The following is a 17,528-nucleotide window of genomic DNA, read 5'->3' on the forward strand; positions in this document are numbered from 1 at the left end:
AGCTCAGACTGTCTCCCAGCTGTCCTTGCCGCCGGCGCGGAAGATGGCGTCGATGACTTTCTGGTTGAGCACGGATTCCTCCAGCGTGAAGACGCGCTCCTTGCCGCCCTGTGCCGCACGCGCGAAGGTCTCGACCTCCAGCCGGTATTGCTGCGTGCCGGGAAAGCGGAACACTTGCGCCTCGGTGTGGTTCTGGTTGTGCAGTTCGACCCGGTGATGGTCGTACAGCCCGGCGTTGAAGGGCGAGAACACTTCGATGAAACCCTTCTCGCCGTGGAACACCATGACTTGGCGCGCCGCCATCTGCGTCGACAGGTAGAAGGACAGTTCGAAGTCGCCGAAATCGGCGCGGATCGAGGAGTAGATGTCGGTGCCGAATTTCTCGTCGCGTTCGATTGTCGCCTGCACGCGCAGCGGCTCCTTGCCAGTCGAAAAGCGCGTCGACACAGTCGGATAGACGCCGATGTCGGGCAGCGCGCCGCCGCCGAGATCGAGCTTGTTGCGCATATTGTTGGGGTCGACATTGTAGTAGGAGAACGCGCCCTGCACATGGCGCAGCCGGCCGATGGCGCCGCTGGCGATGAGATCGCGCACCTTGATCCATTGCGGGTGGTAGATGACCATGAACGCTTCGCAGACGAGCACTTTTTTGGCGTCGCGCAGCTTGATCAGCGGGAGAATGTCCTTGGCGTCGAGCGCCAGCGGCTTTTCGACCAGCACATGCTTGCCGGCTTCGATGGCCTTGGCTGTCCATTCGACATGTTGCGAGGTCGGCAACGGGATGTAGACGCCGTCGATTTCGTTGGAGGCGAGCAGGTCCTCATAGGAGCCGAAGGCATGGCGGGCGCCAAAGCGCTCGGCCAGTGCCTTGGCCTTCGACAGGTCGCGACTGGCGATCGCCGACAGCACACCATTCTCCGCCTCGACCATTGCCGGCAACAAATGCTCGCGGCCGATCTTGGCTGTGGACAACACACCCCATCGAAACATCAGGCTTCTCCATCACGATTTACAGGCCACGAGGTTTGCCCGATATCGGAAGAAAAGCCAATGTGCAGTGCTGGCTCATCGCCCACCATGGCCACAAGGGCAGGGTAAAGCGCCGCCTACCCGCTCACCTTGAAGAAATCGACGAAGGCGCGCAGCGCCGGGCGCATCTGGCGGCGACTGGGGTAGTAGACGAAGAACCCGTCGAAGGGCGGGCACCAGTCCTCCAGCACGCGGATCAGCCGGCCGTCGGCAAGCGGTGCCCGCACATAGTCCTCGAAGACGAAGGCAAGCCCGGCGCCATCGACCGCTGCTTGCGCGATGAGCCGATCCTCATCGAGGATCAGTGGCCCCTGCGTGGCGATCTCGATCACCTCGCCATTTCTCTCGAACTCCCAGCGGTAAAGGATGCCGCTGGAGAAGCGGAAGCGGAGGCAGCGATGGTCGGCAAGGTCGCGCGGGTGGCGCGGTCTGGGCATGACCTCGAAATAGGATGGGGCGCCCACCACCGCGCCGCGAATGTCCGGCCCGATCCGCACCGCGATCATGTCACGTTGCAGACTCTCGCCGAGCCGAACGCCGGCATCGAAGCCGCCTTCGACGACATCGGTGAAGCGGTCCTCGATGGCGATCTCCAGCACGATATCGGGATAGGCCGCAGCAAAAGCACCAAGCCGTGGCGTCAGCACCAGATGCGCTGCCGTGCGGGGTACGCTGAGCCGCAGATTGCCGGCAGGCCGATCGCGCGCTTCGATCGCCGTCTCCAGCGCCAGGTCGATCTCCGAAAGAGCTGGGCGCAATCGCTCCAGCAACTGCGCGCCTTCTTCCGTCGGCGCGACGCTGCGCGTGCTGCGCGCCAACAGGCGTACGCCTAGCCGTGTTTCCAGGCTGGACACGGCGTGACTTACCGCCGACGGCGCGATTGCCAATTCCTTGGCCGCGCCGCGAAAGCTGCCGCATTGGGCAACGGTTGCCAGCACTGCCAGCTGTGAAAGATGTGCTCGGTTCATTGATCTACTTTTTAGAACAACCCGTACACACATTAACGTATTATCGAACGCAAAGCAAGGCGCTATCTTCCAGGCATCACAACAAGGAGACGCGTGATGCAAACCCGCAAGCTAGGAACTGAATTGAACGTCTATCCGGTCGGCCTCGGCTGCATGGGCATGAGCTTCGCCTATGGCGGCCAGGCGGAAGCCGACGCGATCACCACCCTGCACCGCGCCGTCGAGATCGGCGTCAACTTCTTCGACACGGCGGAAGTCTACGGCCCCTTCGAGAACGAGATCCTGCTCGGCAAGGCGCTGAAGTCGGTGCGCAACAAGGTGACAATCGCGACCAAGTTCGGCTTCAAGATCCTGGAAGAAGGCACCGGCATCGATCGCATGGCCGGCGTCGACAGCCGTCCCGACCACGTCAAGGCCGTTGCCGAGGCGTCGCTGAAGCGATTGGGCACCGACGTCATCGACCTTTACTACCAGCATCGCGTCGACCCCAACGTGCCGATCGAGGATACGGTCGGCGCCATGGCCGAACTGGTGCGCGAAGGCAAGGTGCGCGCGCTCGGCCTGTCGGAGGCGAGTGCCGCGACTATCCGCCGGGCGCATGCCGTGCATCCGATATCAGCCGTGCAGAGCGAATATTCACTGTGGAGCCGCGACCCGGAAGACGAGGTGTTCGCCGTCTGCCGCGAACTCGGCATCGGCTTTGTCCCTTACAGCCCGCTCGGCCGCGGCCTGCTCACCGGTACCATCGCCAAGCCCGAGGCGCTGAGCGACGACGACTGGCGCCGTGGCCTGCCGCGCTTCCAGGCCGATGCCATGGCGGCCAACGCCGCCGTCATCGCCACGCTGGAAAAGATGGCGGCTGAAAAGGGCGTGACCACGGCACAGCTGGCGCTGGCCTGGGTGCTGCACCAGGGCGACTTCATCGTGCCGATCCCCGGCGCGCGCAAGATCCGCCATCTTGAACAGAACACGGCTGCAGCAGAGATCGAGCTGAGCGCTGCCGAGGTAGCGGCCATAGGCGATGCGCTGTCGCCGGACAAGGTCGTTGGCAAGCGCTACACCGAGGAGCTGTTGGCGCTGGTGAATGGGTGAGTCAGGTCACCGTTGGAGGGGGCGCTTCGGCGCCCCTTTTTCATGCGAACGTGACAGCGAAGGTTGCGAGAAGTCAGCGCGAAACACCCCCCTCTGTCCTGCCGGACATCTCCCCCGCAAGGGGGGAGATCGGATGCCGTTGCTGCTTTCGCCAATCGCCAAGGTTGCAGGAGGAGCGACAAGGCCGAAGCTGCCAATCTCCCTCCTTGCGGGGGAGATGGCCGGCAGGCCAGAGGGGGGTGCCTCGCGCCGACATTTTCTTATTCCGGCACTTCTACCACGGCACCACTGAAATCTCCGGCCAGTTCTCCTTCGCACGCTTGCCCTTCACCTCGTGCGTGCGCTGATTGTCCATCACCCGGTTCGGCACGATGCGGAACGAAAAGATGTCGTCGAGCCCGAACGGCGCAACGAGATCGAGCTGCCCGTCCGCGTCGTATCGCACGCCGACCGCGTGGGTCTTAGAGGCGAAATAGCTGACGGATTCGCTGGAGCTCGTGTAGCGCGGGCAGGGTTGCCCGAATTTTAGGGGATACCACAGATGCACCCGCGCCTGGTTGCGCACCTCGACCGGCAGCGCCAGTCCATCAAAATGCACCGCCGCGCGGCGGATCACCGCGTCCTCCGCCTCGTAGGACAGGTCGCTGTCATCGAAATAGAACAGGTCGACATCTTTGATGCCATAGCCCGGCGGCTTGCCGGTCAGATGGTTCCAGACAGAGTTGTAGAGCGCGCCGGAGACGACCAGCCAGTCGGCAAGACCAAGCGCGCGGGCATGCGTCAGCGCTTCGCGAACAAGCGGATCGGCCGAGACGATCTCAAGAAACGCCATGCGTTGCGTTTCGAAAGGAAGGCCGGAATAGCGCAGATGGTCCATCGCCCTTTGGACGGCGATTCGCCACCTGCCCGCAAGTCTTGGCTCCTGCGCAATTCCCAAGGGAAAGCGCTATGCGTTTTTACCGGGAAAATCGTTACGCAGTTTTCCCAGAATTGCTCTAGCCGCGCAGAACGCCGCCGGTCTGCTTGCCGACATTATCGACGATGCGCTTGGCCAATGCCTCGAAATCCTCGTCGGTCAACGTCTTCTCGACCGGTTGGATCGATACTTCGATGGCGATCGACTTCTTGCCCGCTCCGAGCGATGCCCCTTCGAAAATATCGAAGACCGAAACGCCTGATATCAGCTTCTTGTCGGCGGCGAGCGCTGCGCGCACCAGCGTGCCGGCCTCGAGGGTCTTGTCGACGACGAAAGCGAAGTCGCGCTTGACCATCTGGAAGGCGGAGAGCTCGAGCTTCGGCTTGGTCTTCGTCGGCTTGGCCTTCGGCTCGGGCACGGCATCGACGAACACTTCGAAGCCGCAGAGTGGCCCGGAAGCGTCGAGGCCCTCAAGCGTCTTCGGGTGAAATTCACCGAAGGTGCCGAGCACGGTTTTCGGGCCGAGCTTGATCGTGCCGGAACGGCCGGGATGATACCAGCCCGGTCCGCCTGCCTCGATCTGCAGCCGCTCGACCGGCGCACCGCAGGCTTCGAGCGCGGCGATAGCGTCGGCCTTGGCGTCGAACACGCCGACCGGGCCGGAATTGCCGGCCCAGTTGCGGCCGGAGCCGTCGAGCTTGGCGGTACCGCGGCGCACGCCGGCGGCCACGCGCCGCTGCTGGTCGGCGCCGTCGCCTTCATAGGTGCCCGAAACTTCGAACAGCGCCACGTCGCCAATGCCCCTGTCGGCGTTGCGCTGGGCGGCGGAGATCAGCCCCGGCAGCAGCGAGGGCCGCATGTCGGACATGTCGGCGGCGATCGGGTTGGCGAGCTTCAGCGCGGTCTGGCCGCCGCCGAACAATTCGGCGTGTTTGGCCGGAATGAACGACCAGGTGACGGCTTCCATCATGCCGCGTACGGCAAGCGCGCGCTTGGCCGTACGGGTGCGGACCTGCAGCGTGGTGAGTATTCTCGCGTTGACCGCGTCATGCGCGCCGAGCGGCTGCGGGGCGATGTTGTCGACGCCGTGGATACGCATCACCTCCTCGACCAGATCGGCCTTGCCGTCGACATCGGGACGCCAGGACGGCACCGCCACATCGATGACGTCGCCCGAGCCCTCAGGCCTGAAGCCAAGGCGCGACAGGATATGGCGACTCTCCGATGTTGGCACTTCGATGCCGGTCAGCCGCTTCACTTCCGAGAGCGGGAAGGAGACGATCCTTGGTGTGTGGCCGGCATAGCCTGCCACTTCGATCTCCGTCGGCGTGCCGCCGCAGAAATCGAGCACCAATCTGGTCGCCAGCTCGACGCCGGGCACCATGAACTCGGGATCGACGCCGCGCTCGAAGCGATAGCGCGCGTCGGTGATGATGCCGAGCGTGCGGCCGGTGCGCGCGGTGGTAATCGGGTCCCAAAGGGCCGATTCGATCAGTACGTCCGTGGTGTTCTCGTCGCAGCCCGAATGCTCGCCGCCCATGATGCCGGCGATCGACTCGACGCCGTCTTCATCTGATATGACGCACATCTCCGGCGTCAGCGTGTATTCACGGCCGTCGAGCGCCTGTACCTTTTCGCCATCGCGCGCACGGCGCACGGTGAGATTGCCTGAGACCTTGCTGGCATCGAACACATGCAGCGGGCGGCCGCGATCGAAGGTGACGTAGTTGGTGATGTCGACCAGCGCGCTGATGGGCCTCAGACCAATGGCGATCAGCCGCTGCTGCAGCCATTTCGGCGACGGGCCGTTCTTGACGCCCTTGACCAGCCGCAGCGCGAAGCCGGGGCAGAGCTCCGGCGCTATGATCGTCACCTTGACCGGGCACATGCCGTTGCCGACATGCGGCATGATCGCGCCGCCGACGAGACGGCCAAGTCCACTCGCCGCCAGATCCCTGGCGATGCCGTAGACGCTGGTGGCGTCAGGCCGGTTCGGCGTCAGGTTGATCTCGATGACCGGATCGTCGAGATGCGCATAGGCCGCGAAGCTGGTGCCGACAGGCGCATCCTGGGGCAGGTCGATGATGCCGTCGTGCTCGTCCGACAGTTCCAGCTCGCGCTCAGAACACATCATGCCATGGCTTTCGACGCCCCTGATCTTGCCGACCGTCAGCGTCACGTCGATGCCGGGGACATAGGTGCCGGGCGCGGCAAAGGCGCCGATCAGACCCGCGCGGGCGTTAGGCGCGCCGCACACCACTTGCACGGGTGGCCTGCCATCGCCCGTATCCACGGTCAGCACGCGCAGCCGGTCGGCATCGGGGTGCTGAACCGCCGTCAGCACCTTGGCGATGACGAAGGGTTTCAGGCTCGACTTGTCGTCGACATGCTCGACTTCGAGGCCGATCGAGGTCAGCCGCTCGACGATCTCGCCGAGCGTGGCGTCGGTCTCGAGATGATCCTTGAGCCAGGAGAGGGTGAATTTCATTGGACTGTTCCGTCTGGTCTTTTGACGCTTGTTTTCAGATGTCTCGGCAGGTCGTCAGACATATGCAGGAAGGCAAGCTGCTCGCTGACATAGGCATGCAGCGTCGGCTCGAAATTGGCTGGTGCGTCCATGGCGCCGAGCATGAAATAGATGTCGTCCTCCAGCCGCTCGTCGACATAGGCGATGGGCGAGCCGCAGACGCCGCAGAACGAGCGCGTCACCGGGCCGTTCTCGAACATCTTCAGCGCCTTGCCTGTGAACGCGACCTGACCGGCCAGGAACCCGACAAAGGCCGATACCGGCGCGCCGCTCGCCCGCCGGCAATCGCCGCAGTGGCAATAGCTGACGTGATGCGGTTCGGCCGTGGCCTCGAACCGCACAGCGCCGCAGCGGCAGCCGCCGGCGTGCGGCGCTGTCATGCGCTTAGGCCCCCGAACAAGGTCGGCATGTCGAGCGGCCTGAAACCGTAATGCGACAGCCAGCGGACATCGGCGTCGAAGAAGGCGCGCAGGTCCGGCATGCCGTATTTCAGCATGGCGATGCGGTCGATGCCCATGCCCCAGGCAAAGCCCTGATATTCGTCCGGATCGAGCCCGCCATGGCGCAGCACGTTGGGATGCACCATGCCGCAGCCGAGGATCTCCATCCAATCGGAGCCTTCGCCGAAGCGTACTTCGCCGGGCCGCGAGCGGTCGCACTGGATGTCGACCTCGAGGCTCGGCTCGGTGAACGGGAAGAAGGACGGCCGGAAGCGCATCTTGACCTGCGGCACCTCGAAGAAGGCCTTGCAGAACTCCTCCAGCACCCACTTCATGTTGGCGACATTCGCCGTCTTGTCGATGACCAGCCCCTCGACCTGATGGAACATCGGCGAGTGGGTAGCGTCGGAATCCTGCCGATAAGTTTTTCCAGGAATGACGATGCGGATCGGCGGCTTCTTCGTCTCCATCGTGCGGATCTGCACCGGCGAGGTGTGGGTGCGCAAAAGCTTGCGCTCGCCCTTCTCGTCCGGCTGGAAGAAGAAGGTGTCGTGCATCTCGCGCGCCGGATGGCCTTCCGGGAAATTCAGCGCGGTGAAATTGTAGTAGTCGGTCTCGATATCTGGACCTTCGGCTATGGAGAAGCCGAGATCGCCGAAGATCGCCGCGATCTCGTCGATGACCTGGCTGATCGGATGGATGCGACCGCGCTCGGCCGGCGACTGCCGCACCGGCAGCGTCACGTCGACCCTTTCGGCGGCGAGACGCGCGGTGATCGCCGCATCCCTGAGCTCAGCCTTGCGGGCCGTCAGCGCATCGGTGACGCGGTTCTTGAGGCCGTTGATGGCCGGGCCCTTCACCTGGCGCTCCTCGGCGGTCATGGCGCCGAGCGTCTTCAGCATCTCGGAGATCGAACCCTTCTTGCCAAGAGCCGCGACTCGCACGGCCTCGATCGAGGCCTCGTCGGAGGCCGCTGCGATGTCGGCAAGCAGCGAGGCCTCCAGCGCTTCAAGATTTCCAGCTGTGTCGTTCACGGCGAAACTCTCTCGATCGGGCGACCGACACCATTTTGGTTCGTCGTCACCATTTTGGTTACATCAGGGTCAAAAAAGAACCCGCGCCAGCCGTGCCAGCGCGGGTTCCCCAAATCAGAATTGCGAATGCTTGGGAAGCGCTGGTCTTAGGCGACAGCGCTTTCAAAAGCGTTCGGCGTGGTGTTCTTCAGATATTCGAGCGCCACCTTGGCTTTGGCGACCAGGGCTGCGAAAGCCTGCGGCTCATGGATGGCCATGTCCGACAGGATCTTGCGATCGATCTCGATGCCGGCCTTGTTGAGGCCGTCGATGAAGCGGCCGTAGGTCAGGCCATGCTCGTGGGTCGCTGCGTTGATGCGCTGGATCCACAGCGCGCGGAACGAGCGCTTGCGGTTCTTGCGGTCGCGGTAAGCGTACTGCAGCGACTTTTCCACCGCCTGCTTGGCGATGCGGATGGTGTTCTTGCGGCGGCCATAGAAGCCCTTGGCGGCTTTCAGGACCTTCTTGTGCTTGGCGTGCGAGGTGACGCCTCTCTTTACGCGTGCCATGTCATGATCTCCTTAAAAGCAATTCCAGGAAAAGTGCCTTGCGGTTTTCCGTTCGGAATTGCGTAAAACAAATGCGTGTCCGGACCGAATGCCTTATTTGAGCGGGATGTTATCCAAAAAGTCTGCAACTTTTTGGCATCGCGCCTTAGAGGCCGTTCGGCAGAAAATTCTTGATGACCTTCTTGCCATCCGGTTCAGCCAGAACCATCGTGCCGCGGGCATTTCGAATGAACTTGTTGGAACGCTTGATCATGCCGTGACGCTTGCCGGCCGCAGCCGACAAAACTTTACCCGTACCTGTGATCTTGAACCGCTTTTTGGCGGCGGACTTGGTCTTCATCTTGGGCATTTTGCTACTCCGTTTCTATGAGGTCCCTGTCGTGCCTCCGGCACTCCACGCCTCTTGTCTTGTTCGCTTCGGGCCGACCAAAGCCCGAAAAGCAAATGAAACCGCCACGGCATGCCCTGCCGGGCGGTTTTCTTGAACGGCGGTCCTATACGTCAAAGCCGGCGGCTGTGCAACACCAGTAGAGATGCGGCTCTGTCGTCGAGTCAGGGCAGCCGGAACAATACCGGCAGCATGCCCGACTGCTGGGCGCCGTCGATCAGTTCGAAGGCCGGCAGCGCGACGAGGAACACCAGGCCGTCGAGCAGCGTGGTCAACAATAGGCGCGGCTTGAAGCTGCCGGTATCACCCTCCTGGTAAAGGGAAAGCTTCGGGAAGAAGCGCGGCACTCTCGCCAGATAGGCCTGATATGTGGCGGGAAGCGCTTCCTTGAGGAACTTCTCCTCGCGCAGGATGACGATATGGAAGGCGCCCGCGCACAGAAGCGCGAAGAGAGCGATGCCGGAGAACGAGCCGATCTGCGCCCCGACGCCGGCCGCGGCTACGGTCGAGAAGACATAGAGTGGGTTGCGGGTGATCGAGTAAGGCCCGCCGGTCACCACCTCGGAAGATTTGCGTCCGCCTATGTAGAGCGTCGACCAAAGGCGCCCGACGATGCCGAGGAAAATCAGCAGCACGCCGAACATTTCGATCGACTCATGCACCGGCGTGTCGGGCGGAAAGGTCGATTGGCCGAACAGCAGCGCTGCGAACAGCACCGCCACGAGCCCGGCAAGCACCATCCGACGCGTACGCTGGTAATTGCCCAGCCCGTATTTGAGTTCTTTATCCAACCTTGGAATCCGATCATCGTAGAGCGTGATGCATGTCGCCCGAAGGCGCGGTCTTGTGACATGCATAAAAAACCGGCGATCGCAGCCTCGGCCAAAGAAAACAGGCGTCCCGCCGATCGCCGGGACGCCTTGGGATGTGATTCAGGCGGATTTAAGCGCGTTAGCGCGTCATCGTGACTGAGGTGTGTTGATAGTTCAGCACACCTTAGCGCGGCGACAGCACCATCATCATCTGCCGGCCTTCGAGCTTCGGTTCCGCTTCGACCTTGGCAATCGTCGCCACTTCCTCGCGGACCTTGTTCAAAAGCTGCATACCGAGTTCCATATGCGCCATCTCACGGCCACGGAACCGCAGCGTCAGCTTGACCTTGTCGCCTTCCTCGAAGAAGCGGCGAACCGCCTTCATCTTGGTCTCGTAGTCATGGCTGTCGATGTTCGGGCGCATCTTGATCTCCTTGATCTCGATGACCTTCTGGTTCTTGCGCGCCTCGGCCGCCTTCTTCTGGTTGGCGTATTTCAACTTGCCGAGATCGAGAATCTTGACGACGGGGGGCACCGCATTGGGCGATATCTCGACGAGATCAAGCCCAGCCTCTTCGGCGAGCAGCAATGCGTCGTTGATGGAAACATCGCCGCGGTTCTGGCCTTCGGCGTCGATAAGCTGGACCCGGGGAACCCGGATATCACGGTTGGAGCGCGGGCCATCCTTGGTCGGCGCCGCTGCTTTGAAAGGTCTGCGAATGGTCGTGGTCTCCTTGGCCGTTTCGTTCAGGGTTTGTCAGTGTTGATGCGTGGACGCGTCAATGTGGTGAGCGCGCGGGCGGAGTCAATAGCACAGCATTGACAGAAAATCACCCTGATCGCTGCCCTGCACCAAACAAAGAAACATCGCGAGCACTTTCCGCCTCGCCGCTGGCTGTGCCACAAGACCGACGTTGAGGAAAAAGCCATGAACGCCACGCCCCCCATCTTTATCGATGTCCCAATCTTTCCCGGTGTTGGGGGATCGCGCATCGCGGTGCGCCATAGTGCCGGCTCCGCGCCCGGCATCGTCTGGCTTGGCGGCTACAAGTCGGACATGCTGGGCACGAAGGCGCAGACGCTGTCGGATTGGGCGGCAAGGGAAGGCCGCGCGTTCCTACGCCATGATTATTCCGGCCATGGCGAATCCGGCGGCGCCTTTGCCGACGGCACGATTTCGATATGGCTCGCGCAGAGCCTTGCCGTGTTCCGGCATTTCACCAAGGGCCGGCAGATCCTGGTCGGCTCCTCGATGGGCGCCTGGATAGCGCTGCGCATGGTGCAGGAATTGCACAAAGCGGGCGGCAGCAGCGTCGCCGGCCTGGTGCTGCTGGCGCCGGCGCCTGATTTTACCACCGAACTGGTCGAACCGGTGCTGACCAAGGCGCAGAAGCGCGATCTCGTCAAAAAAGGCTTCTTCGAGGAGCCGTCGGACTATTCCGCCGAGCCTTACATCTATACGCGCGCTCTGATCGAGGACGGGCGCGAAAACAGGGTGATGACGGGCCCGATCGACACGCATTGCCCGGTGCACATCCTGCAGGGGCTGGCCGATGCTGACGTGCCGGCAAGCCACGCGCTGAAGCTGGTCAGCCTGCTGCCGGCCGACGACGTGACCTTGTCGCTGATCCCCGATGGCGACCACCGCCTGTCGCGGCCGCAGGATCTCGACATGTTGGTGCGGGCCGTCGATGCGATGGCACAGAGGGGAAACTGAACTGATGCGCCTTTCCATTCCGATATCCGCCTTCGTCGCGGCGATCGTCGGTTTCGGCGGCACGCTGGCCATCGTCATTGCCGCCGCCAAGGCGGTCGGTGCGACGCAGATCGAGACGGCGAGCTGGGTAACGGCGATCTGCCTGGCGATGGCGATCGAGTGCCTGTGGCTGTCCTGGCGCACGAAAATGCCTGTTATCACCGCATGGTCGACGCCGGGTCTGGCGCTGATCGCCGCGTCGAGCGGCTTTTCGATGAACGAGGCGGTCGGCGCCTTCATCGTCACCGGCATCCTGTTGATCGCCACCGGCCTGTTCGGACCACTGACGCGGCTGATCGCCAGGATACCGGCGTCGGTGGCATCCGGCATGCTGGCCGGCATCCTCGTCAGCTTCGCCATCAACGCAGTCAAGGCCATCCCCGCCGATCCCTGGCTGATCCTGCCGCTGATCGCGGCCTTCTTCGTCATCAGGCTGTTCAATCCGGCGGTGTCGGTGCTGGTGGTGCTGATCGGCGGCGGCCTCGCGGCATTTCTCACCGGCCGCGTCGGCGGCCTGCCGACGCCGGAACTGTCGACGCTGACGCTGATCGCGCCGCAGTTCAGCGCCGCCGCGATCATCGGCCTGGCACTGCCGCTCTATCTCGTCACCATGGCTTCGCAGAACCTCTCCGGCCTCGCCGTGCTGCGCGCCGCCGGCTATCACCCGGAGCCCGGGCCGCTGATCGGCGTCACCGGCCTGTTTTCGCTGCTGTCGGCGCCGTTTGGCGGCTCGACCACCAATCTGGCGGCGATTTCGGCGGCGATCTGCACCGGGCCTGACGTCCATCCGGACCCCGCCGAGCGCTGGAAGACCGGTCCGTTCTATGCGCTCGCCTATCTCATCTTCGCCATTTTCGGCGCTTCGCTGGTGGCGATATTCGCCGTCCTGCCGCAGAGCCTGATCGTGCTGGTGGCCGGTCTCGCGCTGATGGCGCCGCTTGCCAATGCTTTGTCGATCGCCTTGAAGGATGAAGGCGAACGCATGCCTGCCACCGTCACCTTCGCCGTCACCGCGTCGGGACTGACGCTGTTCGGCGTCGGCGCGGCATTTTGGGGACTTGTCGCCGGATTGGTCGTGCTTTTCCTCGAAGCATTCAAAAAGCAACAATCATTTCAGCCTCTTGTCCGGTTTTGGCGGATATTGTCTTGAATCGCCGTTTTCTTCTTCCCATTTCGATTCCACACAGCCGGTCTTGGCTGTCTCCAACCGAAGGAATGGGAGAAAATGAACACATCTGCATTGATCCGCCCGGCTTGGACGCCGGCAACCATCGCGTTGATGGTGATCGGTTTCATGGTGTTCTGGCCACTCGGCTTCGCCATGCTCGCCTACATCATCTGGGGCGACCGCCTCGACGGCTTGAAGCGTGACGTCAACCGGGCCACCGACGGCATCTTCGCCGGCTGCCGCCGTGGTTCCGACAAGGCGGCGCGCTGGGGTCACGGCTCCGCCCGCACCGGCAACGTCGCCTTTGACGACTGGCGCGAAAAGGAACTTGAGCGCCTCGCTGAGGAACGCCGCAAGCTCGACGAGATGCTGACCGAGTTCGACGACTACGCCCGCGAATTGCGCCGAGCCAAGGACCAGGACGAGTTCGACCGCTTCATGGCCAACCGCAACAAGTCGACGGCGCCGACGAAGGCCGATCCGAGCACCGGGACGACCACCAAGCGCGGCAAGGGTTCGAACCTGCTTGACGACTGACATCCAGCGACTGGTCAGATCGTGAAAAAACGGCGTCGCACGAGCGGCGCCGTTTCTTTTTTGTTCCATTCTTTATTCTATCCGTTTTCCTCGAATCGCGTATCGTCCGGCCATGTCCTTCGGCTTCTTCCGCAATTTGACAAAGCCCAAGCCCGCGCCTGTCGAAGAGCGCGAGCATGTCGTTGCCGGCCGCTCGTTGCCACTCAAGATCGTCGAAAACGACCGCGCCCGACGGCTGACGCTGCGCATCGATTCCGGCGGCCGTGGCCTGCGCATTACGGTGCCGCCGGGCTTGCGCCGGGGCGAGGTGGAAAAATTCCTCGACCGCCATCAGGACTGGCTGGAACAGCGGCTGGCCAAGGTTCCGGCTCGGCCGCAGGTGCGGCCCGGCATCAAGATTCCGGTGCGTGGCGTGGCGCATCGCATCGTCCACGAGCCGTCAAAGCGCGGGACCGTGACGGTGTCGAGCGATGAGCGCGGGCCGCTGCTGATCGTGCACGGCGATCGCATACACCTGCCGCGCCGCATCACCGACTTTCTCAAGCGCGAGGCCAAGAAGGACATCGAGAAGCTGGTGCTCAAGCACACCCAGGCGTTGGGCAAGCGCGCCAAGGCCGTCCGCTTCAAGGACACGTCGAGCCGCTGGGGCTCCTGCACCTCCGACGGCAATCTGTCCTTCTCCTGGCGGATCATGATGGCGCCGTCGCCGGTGATCAATTACCTCGTCGCGCATGAAGTCGCGCATCTCAAGGAGATGAACCACGGTCCGAAATTCTGGAAGCTGTGCGAGCAGCTTTGCCCGGACACCGAGCGCTGCAAGGTCTGGCTGAAGCGCAATGGCGGCGCGCTTCAGGCGATTGCGTTCGAATAGGGATGGGCGAAGTGAGGCCTTAAGGGCTGTCCGCTGTCCGCTGTCAACGGTGCAAACGATGGAGATGGGCTGAGCCATCTCAACTTCGTCATCCTGGGGCGAAGCAAGGAGCGAAGTGACGCGGCGCAGACCCTAGGATCCATGCCGTGACGCACAAGCGCCGCAACGGTGCAGGTCTCGGATATCCACCAGAACAAAACGAACGCATTCATTCTCCACCGTCGCATTTTTCGGAGGATGTCACGGCATGGATCCTAGGGTCTGCGCTCCGCTTCGCGTCGCTCCGCCCTAGGATGACGACATTCAATCGTCATTCGTCGCGTTGAGTTCCTCCGGACGCAGCCCCTCTTCGCCGTGATGCGGCCACGGCAAAAAATTGCGGTCGAAGGCATCGCTGCCGAAATAGTCGAGCGCGCGGTGCGCCTCGGCGCCGTTGAAGGCGGCCTTGTCCATCAGGTGCGCAATGACCTCGCGCGCCTGCGTTATCTTCTGCCTGAGTTCGGCAACGGTTCTCTCGGTCATGATCGTACTCCCGCCTTGTCCATCCATAGGTAGCGCCTTTGGCGTTGCCGGCAAACAGTATGCTTTTTCTCGACTCTTTTCGCTTTTCATGCCAATTCCCGCGCATGGCACTCGACATCAAGATCTGCGGCTTGAAGACCGACGGGGCAATGGCCGCGGCGCTGGCCTGCGGCGCCAGCCATGTCGGCTTTATTTTCTTTGCCAAAAGCCCACGCTATGTCGAACCTGCCGAGGCTGGCCGTCTGCGCGAGGCGGCGCGTGGCAAGGCGATTGCGGTTGCGGTCACCGTCGATGCAGGCGACACCTTCCTGGACGAAATCGTTGCCAAGATGCAGCCCGACATGCTGCAGCTGCATGGCGCGGAGACGCCGGAGCGGGTGACCGAGATGAAAGCCCGCTATGGCCTGCCGGTGATGAAGGCGCTGCCGCTCAGCGAGGCCGCGGATCTCGAACGGATAAAGCCGTTCGTCGGCATCGCCGACCGGTTCCTGTTCGACGCCAAGCCGCCGAAAGGCTCCGAACTGCCGGGGGGCAATGGTGTTGTCTACGACTGGCGCATCCTCGCCGGCCTTGACGCCGGCGTCGATTACATGCTTTCCGGTGGGCTCAACGCCGGCAATATCGGCGATGCCCTTCGGCTTGCCAATCCGCCCGGAATAGACATTTCCTCAGGCGTGGAAAGTGCGCCGGGCGTCAAGGATCCGGCGCTGATCGAGCAGTTTTTCCGGGCCGTCAGGGCAGCGCGCGACAACCGCGCCGCCTGACCGGTTCAATCCAGAGCATGCGGGGAACCGGTTTTCCGACAAGCATGCTCAAGAAATCAAGATGCCAGGAGATCGGCGATGAACAAGCCGGCGATACCCAATTCCTTCCGCACCGGGCCCGACGAACAGGGCATGTTCGGCATTTTCGGCGGTCGTTTCGTTGCCGAAACGCTGATGCCGCTGATCCTCGACCTGGAGCGGCACTGGAACGAGGTCAAGAACGATGCGGATTTCAGGGCTGAACTGACTGACCTCTCGACCCACTATGCCGGGCGACCCTCGAAGCTTTATTTCGCTGAAGGCCTGACACGCCATCTCGGCGGCGCGAAAGTCTATTTCAAGCGCGAGGATCTGAACCACACCGGCTCGCACAAGATCAACAATTGTCTCGGCCAGATCCTGCTGGCCAAGCGCATGGGCAAGAAGCGCATCATCGCCGAGACCGGTGCCGGGCAGCACGGCGTGGCGTCGGCGACGGTCGCGGCCCGCTTCGGCTTTCCCTGCGTCGTCTACATGGGCGCCACCGATGTCGCCCGGCAAAGCCCCAACGTCTTCCGCATGAAGCTGCTCGGCGCCGAAGTGCGGCCGGTGACCGCCGGCCACGGCACGCTTAAGGACGCAATGAACGAAGCCCTTCGTGATTGGGTCACCAATGTCGAGGATACTTACTACCTGATCGGCACCGCCGCAGGCCCGCATCCATATCCGGAACTGGTGCGCGACTTCCAGTCGGTGATCGGCATCGAGGCGCGGGCGCAGATCCTCGAGCAGGAGGGCCGGCTGCCGGACACCATCATCGCCGCTGTCGGCGGCGGTTCGAACGCCATCGGCCTGTTCCATCCCTTCCTGGACGACAAGGAGGTGCGCATTATTGGCATCGAGGCCGGCGGCCGTGGCCTCGACGGCATCGAGCATTGCGCCTCGATGAATGCCGGCGCACCGGGCGTGCTGCACGGCAACCGCACCTATCTCCTGCAGAATGCCGACGGCCAGATCATGGACGGGCATTCGATCTCGGCCGGTCTCGATTATCCCGGCGTCGGCCCGGAGCATTCCTGGCTGCGTGATTCAGGCCGCGTCGAATATGTGCCGATCCTCGATGACGAAGCGCTGGAGGCCTTCAAGCTGACGACGCGGGTCGAAGGCATCATCCCGGCGCTGGAATCGGCGCATGCCATCGCGCATGCGGTGAAGATCGTGCCTGCGATGAACAAGGACCAGATCGTGATCGTCAACCTGTCCGGCCGTGGCGACAAGGACGTGCATACTGTGGCCTCGATGCTGGGCATGGAGATCTGATCATGGTGACCCGCATCGATCGCCGCATGGCGAAGCTGAAGACCGAAGGCCGCCCGGCCCTCGTCACCTATTTTATGGGTGGCGACCCGGACTACGACACCTCGCTGTCGATCATGAAGGCACTGCCTGGCGCAGGCGCCGACATCATCGAGCTCGGCATGCCGTTTTCCGATCCGATGGCCGACGGCCCGGCGATCCAGGCCGCGGGCCTCAGGGCGCTGAAAGGCGGCCAGACGCTGGTCAAGACACTCAAGATGGCGGCGGAGTTCCGGACCGGCGACAACGAGACACCGATCGTGCTGATGGGCTATTACAACCCGATCTACATCTATGGCGTCGACCGCTTCCTCACGGATGCTATTGCCAGCGGCATCGATGGGCTGATCGTCGTCGACCTGCCGCCGGAGATGGATGAGGAACTGTGCATTCCGGCGCTGAAAGCCGGTATCAATTTCATTCGGCTGGCGACGCCGACCACCGACGACAAGCGCCTGCCCAAGGTGCTGCAGAACACGTCGGGCTTCGTCTATTACGTATCGATGACCGGCATCACCGGCTCGGCGCTGGCCGACACCGGCAAGGTGGCGGCGGCCGTCAAGCGCATCAAGGGCCATACCGGCCTGCCGGTCTGCGTCGGCTTCGGCGTCAAGACCGCCGAGCAGGCCCGCGTGATCGGCGCCAATGCCGACGGCGTCGTCGTCGGCACCGCGATCGTCAATGCAGTGGCCAATGTCCTGGGGCCGAAAGGCGAGAAGACCGCCGACCCTGCCGAAGCCGTGGCCACGCTGGTCAGCGGTCTTGCGCAAGGTGTGCGCTCGGCCCGCCTTGCTGCCGCCGAATAGTTTCCCTACCTCTTT

At 62.9% G+C, this 17,528-nt stretch carries 19 protein-coding genes; 8 read left to right on the forward strand and 11 right to left on the reverse strand.

All coding sequences use genetic code 11. The features are described 5' to 3' along the window. Positions 1-3: 3 nt before the first annotated feature. Together NKJ90_RS06405 and NKJ90_RS06410 are read right to left on the reverse strand one after the other, a co-directional pair. Positions 4-990 (reverse strand): Gfo/Idh/MocA family protein, encoded by a 987-nt coding sequence (locus NKJ90_RS06405; RefSeq protein ID WP_023761166.1) that lies wholly within the window; start codon positions 988-990, stop codon positions 4-6. A gap of 116 nt (positions 991-1,106) precedes the next feature. Continuing rightward, a complete protein-coding gene (locus NKJ90_RS06410; protein WP_023761165.1) occupies positions 1,107-1,997 on the reverse strand; it encodes a LysR family transcriptional regulator in 891 nt (296 codons plus the stop codon). A gap of 96 nt (positions 1,998-2,093) precedes the next feature. Between NKJ90_RS06410 and NKJ90_RS06415 the strand changes: the two genes are divergently transcribed. Then, positions 2,094-3,089 carry an aldo/keto reductase gene (locus NKJ90_RS06415; protein WP_023761164.1) on the forward strand — a complete coding sequence of 332 codons (996 nt, stop codon included), beginning with the start codon at positions 2,094-2,096 and terminating at the stop codon, positions 3,087-3,089. Between the two features lie 274 nt (positions 3,090-3,363). Here NKJ90_RS06415 and NKJ90_RS06420 read toward each other — a convergent pair whose 3' ends face one another. The 8 genes from NKJ90_RS06420 to infC form a co-directional block, all read right to left on the reverse strand. Further along, positions 3,364-3,966: a nucleotidyltransferase family protein gene (locus NKJ90_RS06420; RefSeq protein ID WP_023761163.1), complete on the reverse strand. Its 603-nt coding sequence runs from the start codon at positions 3,964-3,966 to the stop codon at positions 3,364-3,366. Between the two features lie 118 nt (positions 3,967-4,084). Next, a complete protein-coding gene (pheT, locus tag NKJ90_RS06425; protein ID WP_023761162.1) occupies positions 4,085-6,493 on the reverse strand; it encodes a phenylalanine--tRNA ligase subunit beta in 2,409 nt (802 codons plus the stop codon). Continuing rightward, entirely contained in the window at positions 6,490-6,912 is a 423-nt protein-coding gene (locus tag NKJ90_RS06430; protein WP_023761161.1) for a GFA family protein, read from the reverse strand. The genes pheT and NKJ90_RS06430 overlap by 4 nt, the downstream gene beginning before the upstream one ends. Next, a complete protein-coding gene (pheS, locus tag NKJ90_RS06435; protein ID WP_023761160.1) occupies positions 6,909-8,006 on the reverse strand; it encodes a phenylalanine--tRNA ligase subunit alpha in 1,098 nt (365 codons plus the stop codon). Before pheS ends, NKJ90_RS06430 begins: the two co-directional genes overlap by 4 nt. Positions 8,007-8,152: 146 nt before the next feature. Further along, positions 8,153-8,554: a 50S ribosomal protein L20 gene (gene rplT, locus NKJ90_RS06440; RefSeq protein ID WP_006201247.1), complete on the reverse strand. Its 402-nt coding sequence runs from the start codon at positions 8,552-8,554 to the stop codon at positions 8,153-8,155. 145 nt (positions 8,555-8,699) lie between these two features. Next, positions 8,700-8,903 (reverse strand): 50S ribosomal protein L35, encoded by a 204-nt coding sequence (rpmI, locus tag NKJ90_RS06445; protein ID WP_006201248.1) that lies wholly within the window; start codon positions 8,901-8,903, stop codon positions 8,700-8,702. A gap of 203 nt (positions 8,904-9,106) precedes the next feature. Next, positions 9,107-9,733 carry a methyltransferase family protein gene (locus NKJ90_RS06450; RefSeq protein ID WP_023761159.1) on the reverse strand — a complete coding sequence of 209 codons (627 nt, stop codon included), beginning with the start codon at positions 9,731-9,733 and terminating at the stop codon, positions 9,107-9,109. Positions 9,734-9,938: 205 nt separating this feature from the next. Beyond that, positions 9,939-10,475, reverse strand: coding sequence for a translation initiation factor IF-3 (gene infC / locus NKJ90_RS06455; RefSeq protein WP_013528312.1), 537 nt, complete (start codon positions 10,473-10,475; stop codon positions 9,939-9,941). A gap of 207 nt (positions 10,476-10,682) precedes the next feature. Between infC and NKJ90_RS06460 the strand changes: the two genes are divergently transcribed. From NKJ90_RS06460 to NKJ90_RS06475, 4 genes are all read left to right on the forward strand, one after another. Next, positions 10,683-11,471, forward strand: coding sequence for an alpha/beta hydrolase (locus NKJ90_RS06460; RefSeq protein ID WP_023761157.1), 789 nt, complete (start codon positions 10,683-10,685; stop codon positions 11,469-11,471). Between the two features lie 4 nt (positions 11,472-11,475). Then, entirely contained in the window at positions 11,476-12,660 is a 1,185-nt protein-coding gene (locus NKJ90_RS06465; RefSeq protein ID WP_023761156.1) for a benzoate/H(+) symporter BenE family transporter, read from the forward strand. Between the two features lie 75 nt (positions 12,661-12,735). Continuing rightward, complete coding sequence (locus tag NKJ90_RS06470; protein WP_023761155.1) at positions 12,736-13,215, forward strand: DUF2852 domain-containing protein; 480 nt, start codon at positions 12,736-12,738, stop codon at positions 13,213-13,215. Positions 13,216-13,327: 112 nt separating this feature from the next. Next, entirely contained in the window at positions 13,328-14,086 is a 759-nt protein-coding gene (locus NKJ90_RS06475) for a M48 family metallopeptidase (RefSeq protein WP_023761154.1), read from the forward strand. A gap of 303 nt (positions 14,087-14,389) precedes the next feature. On the opposite strand, the gene NKJ90_RS06480 is transcribed toward NKJ90_RS06475, so the two are convergent. After that, a complete protein-coding gene (locus NKJ90_RS06480; RefSeq protein WP_023761153.1) occupies positions 14,390-14,608 on the reverse strand; it encodes a hypothetical protein in 219 nt (72 codons plus the stop codon). 104 nt (positions 14,609-14,712) lie between these two features. Between NKJ90_RS06480 and NKJ90_RS06485 the strand changes: the two genes are divergently transcribed. The 3 genes from NKJ90_RS06485 (at position 14,713) to trpA (ending at position 17,513) form a co-directional block, all read left to right on the forward strand. Continuing rightward, positions 14,713-15,372, forward strand: coding sequence for a phosphoribosylanthranilate isomerase (locus NKJ90_RS06485; protein ID WP_023761152.1), 660 nt, complete (start codon positions 14,713-14,715; stop codon positions 15,370-15,372). Positions 15,373-15,450: 78 nt separating this feature from the next. Next, positions 15,451-16,671 carry a tryptophan synthase subunit beta gene (gene trpB, locus NKJ90_RS06490; RefSeq protein ID WP_352485828.1) on the forward strand — a complete coding sequence of 407 codons (1,221 nt, stop codon included), beginning with the start codon at positions 15,451-15,453 and terminating at the stop codon, positions 16,669-16,671. 2 nt (positions 16,672-16,673) lie between these two features. Next, complete coding sequence (gene trpA / locus NKJ90_RS06495; protein WP_023761150.1) at positions 16,674-17,513, forward strand: tryptophan synthase subunit alpha; 840 nt, start codon at positions 16,674-16,676, stop codon at positions 17,511-17,513. The last annotated feature ends 15 nt before the right edge of the window (positions 17,514-17,528 follow it).

The organism is Mesorhizobium sp. M0051, assembly GCF_040323235.1.
Lineage (GTDB): Bacteria > Pseudomonadota > Alphaproteobacteria > Rhizobiales > Rhizobiaceae > Mesorhizobium.

What these genes read in the sequence shown, in the direction of transcription:
- NKJ90_RS06460 (WP_023761157.1), top strand. Translation starts at nt 10,683, where the DNA reads ATGAACGCCACGCCCCCCATCTTTATCGATGTCCCAATCTTTCCCGGT.
- rpmI (WP_006201248.1), bottom strand. Translation starts at nt 8,903, where the DNA reads ATGCCCAAGATGAAGACCAAGTCCGCCGCCAAAAAGCGGTTCAAGATC.
- NKJ90_RS06480 (WP_023761153.1), bottom strand. Translation starts at nt 14,608, where the DNA reads ATGACCGAGAGAACCGTTGCCGAACTCAGGCAGAAGATAACGCAGGCG.
- NKJ90_RS06485 (WP_023761152.1), top strand. Translation starts at nt 14,713, where the DNA reads ATGGCACTCGACATCAAGATCTGCGGCTTGAAGACCGACGGGGCAATG.
- pheT (WP_023761162.1), bottom strand. Translation starts at nt 6,493, where the DNA reads ATGAAATTCACCCTCTCCTGGCTCAAGGATCATCTCGAGACCGACGCC.
- NKJ90_RS06415 (WP_023761164.1), top strand. Translation starts at nt 2,094, where the DNA reads ATGCAAACCCGCAAGCTAGGAACTGAATTGAACGTCTATCCGGTCGGC.
- NKJ90_RS06465 (WP_023761156.1), top strand. Translation starts at nt 11,476, where the DNA reads ATGCGCCTTTCCATTCCGATATCCGCCTTCGTCGCGGCGATCGTCGGT.
- NKJ90_RS06430 (WP_023761161.1), bottom strand. Translation starts at nt 6,912, where the DNA reads ATGACAGCGCCGCACGCCGGCGGCTGCCGCTGCGGCGCTGTGCGGTTC.
- NKJ90_RS06475 (WP_023761154.1), top strand. Translation starts at nt 13,328, where the DNA reads ATGTCCTTCGGCTTCTTCCGCAATTTGACAAAGCCCAAGCCCGCGCCT.
- NKJ90_RS06405 (WP_023761166.1), bottom strand. Translation starts at nt 990, where the DNA reads ATGTTTCGATGGGGTGTGTTGTCCACAGCCAAGATCGGCCGCGAGCAT.
- trpA (WP_023761150.1), top strand. Translation starts at nt 16,674, where the DNA reads ATGGTGACCCGCATCGATCGCCGCATGGCGAAGCTGAAGACCGAAGGC.
- trpB (WP_352485828.1), top strand. Translation starts at nt 15,451, where the DNA reads ATGAACAAGCCGGCGATACCCAATTCCTTCCGCACCGGGCCCGACGAA.
- rplT (WP_006201247.1), bottom strand. Translation starts at nt 8,554, where the DNA reads ATGGCACGCGTAAAGAGAGGCGTCACCTCGCACGCCAAGCACAAGAAG.
- NKJ90_RS06420 (WP_023761163.1), bottom strand. Translation starts at nt 3,966, where the DNA reads ATGGACCATCTGCGCTATTCCGGCCTTCCTTTCGAAACGCAACGCATG.
- NKJ90_RS06410 (WP_023761165.1), bottom strand. Translation starts at nt 1,997, where the DNA reads ATGAACCGAGCACATCTTTCACAGCTGGCAGTGCTGGCAACCGTTGCC.
- NKJ90_RS06470 (WP_023761155.1), top strand. Translation starts at nt 12,736, where the DNA reads ATGAACACATCTGCATTGATCCGCCCGGCTTGGACGCCGGCAACCATC.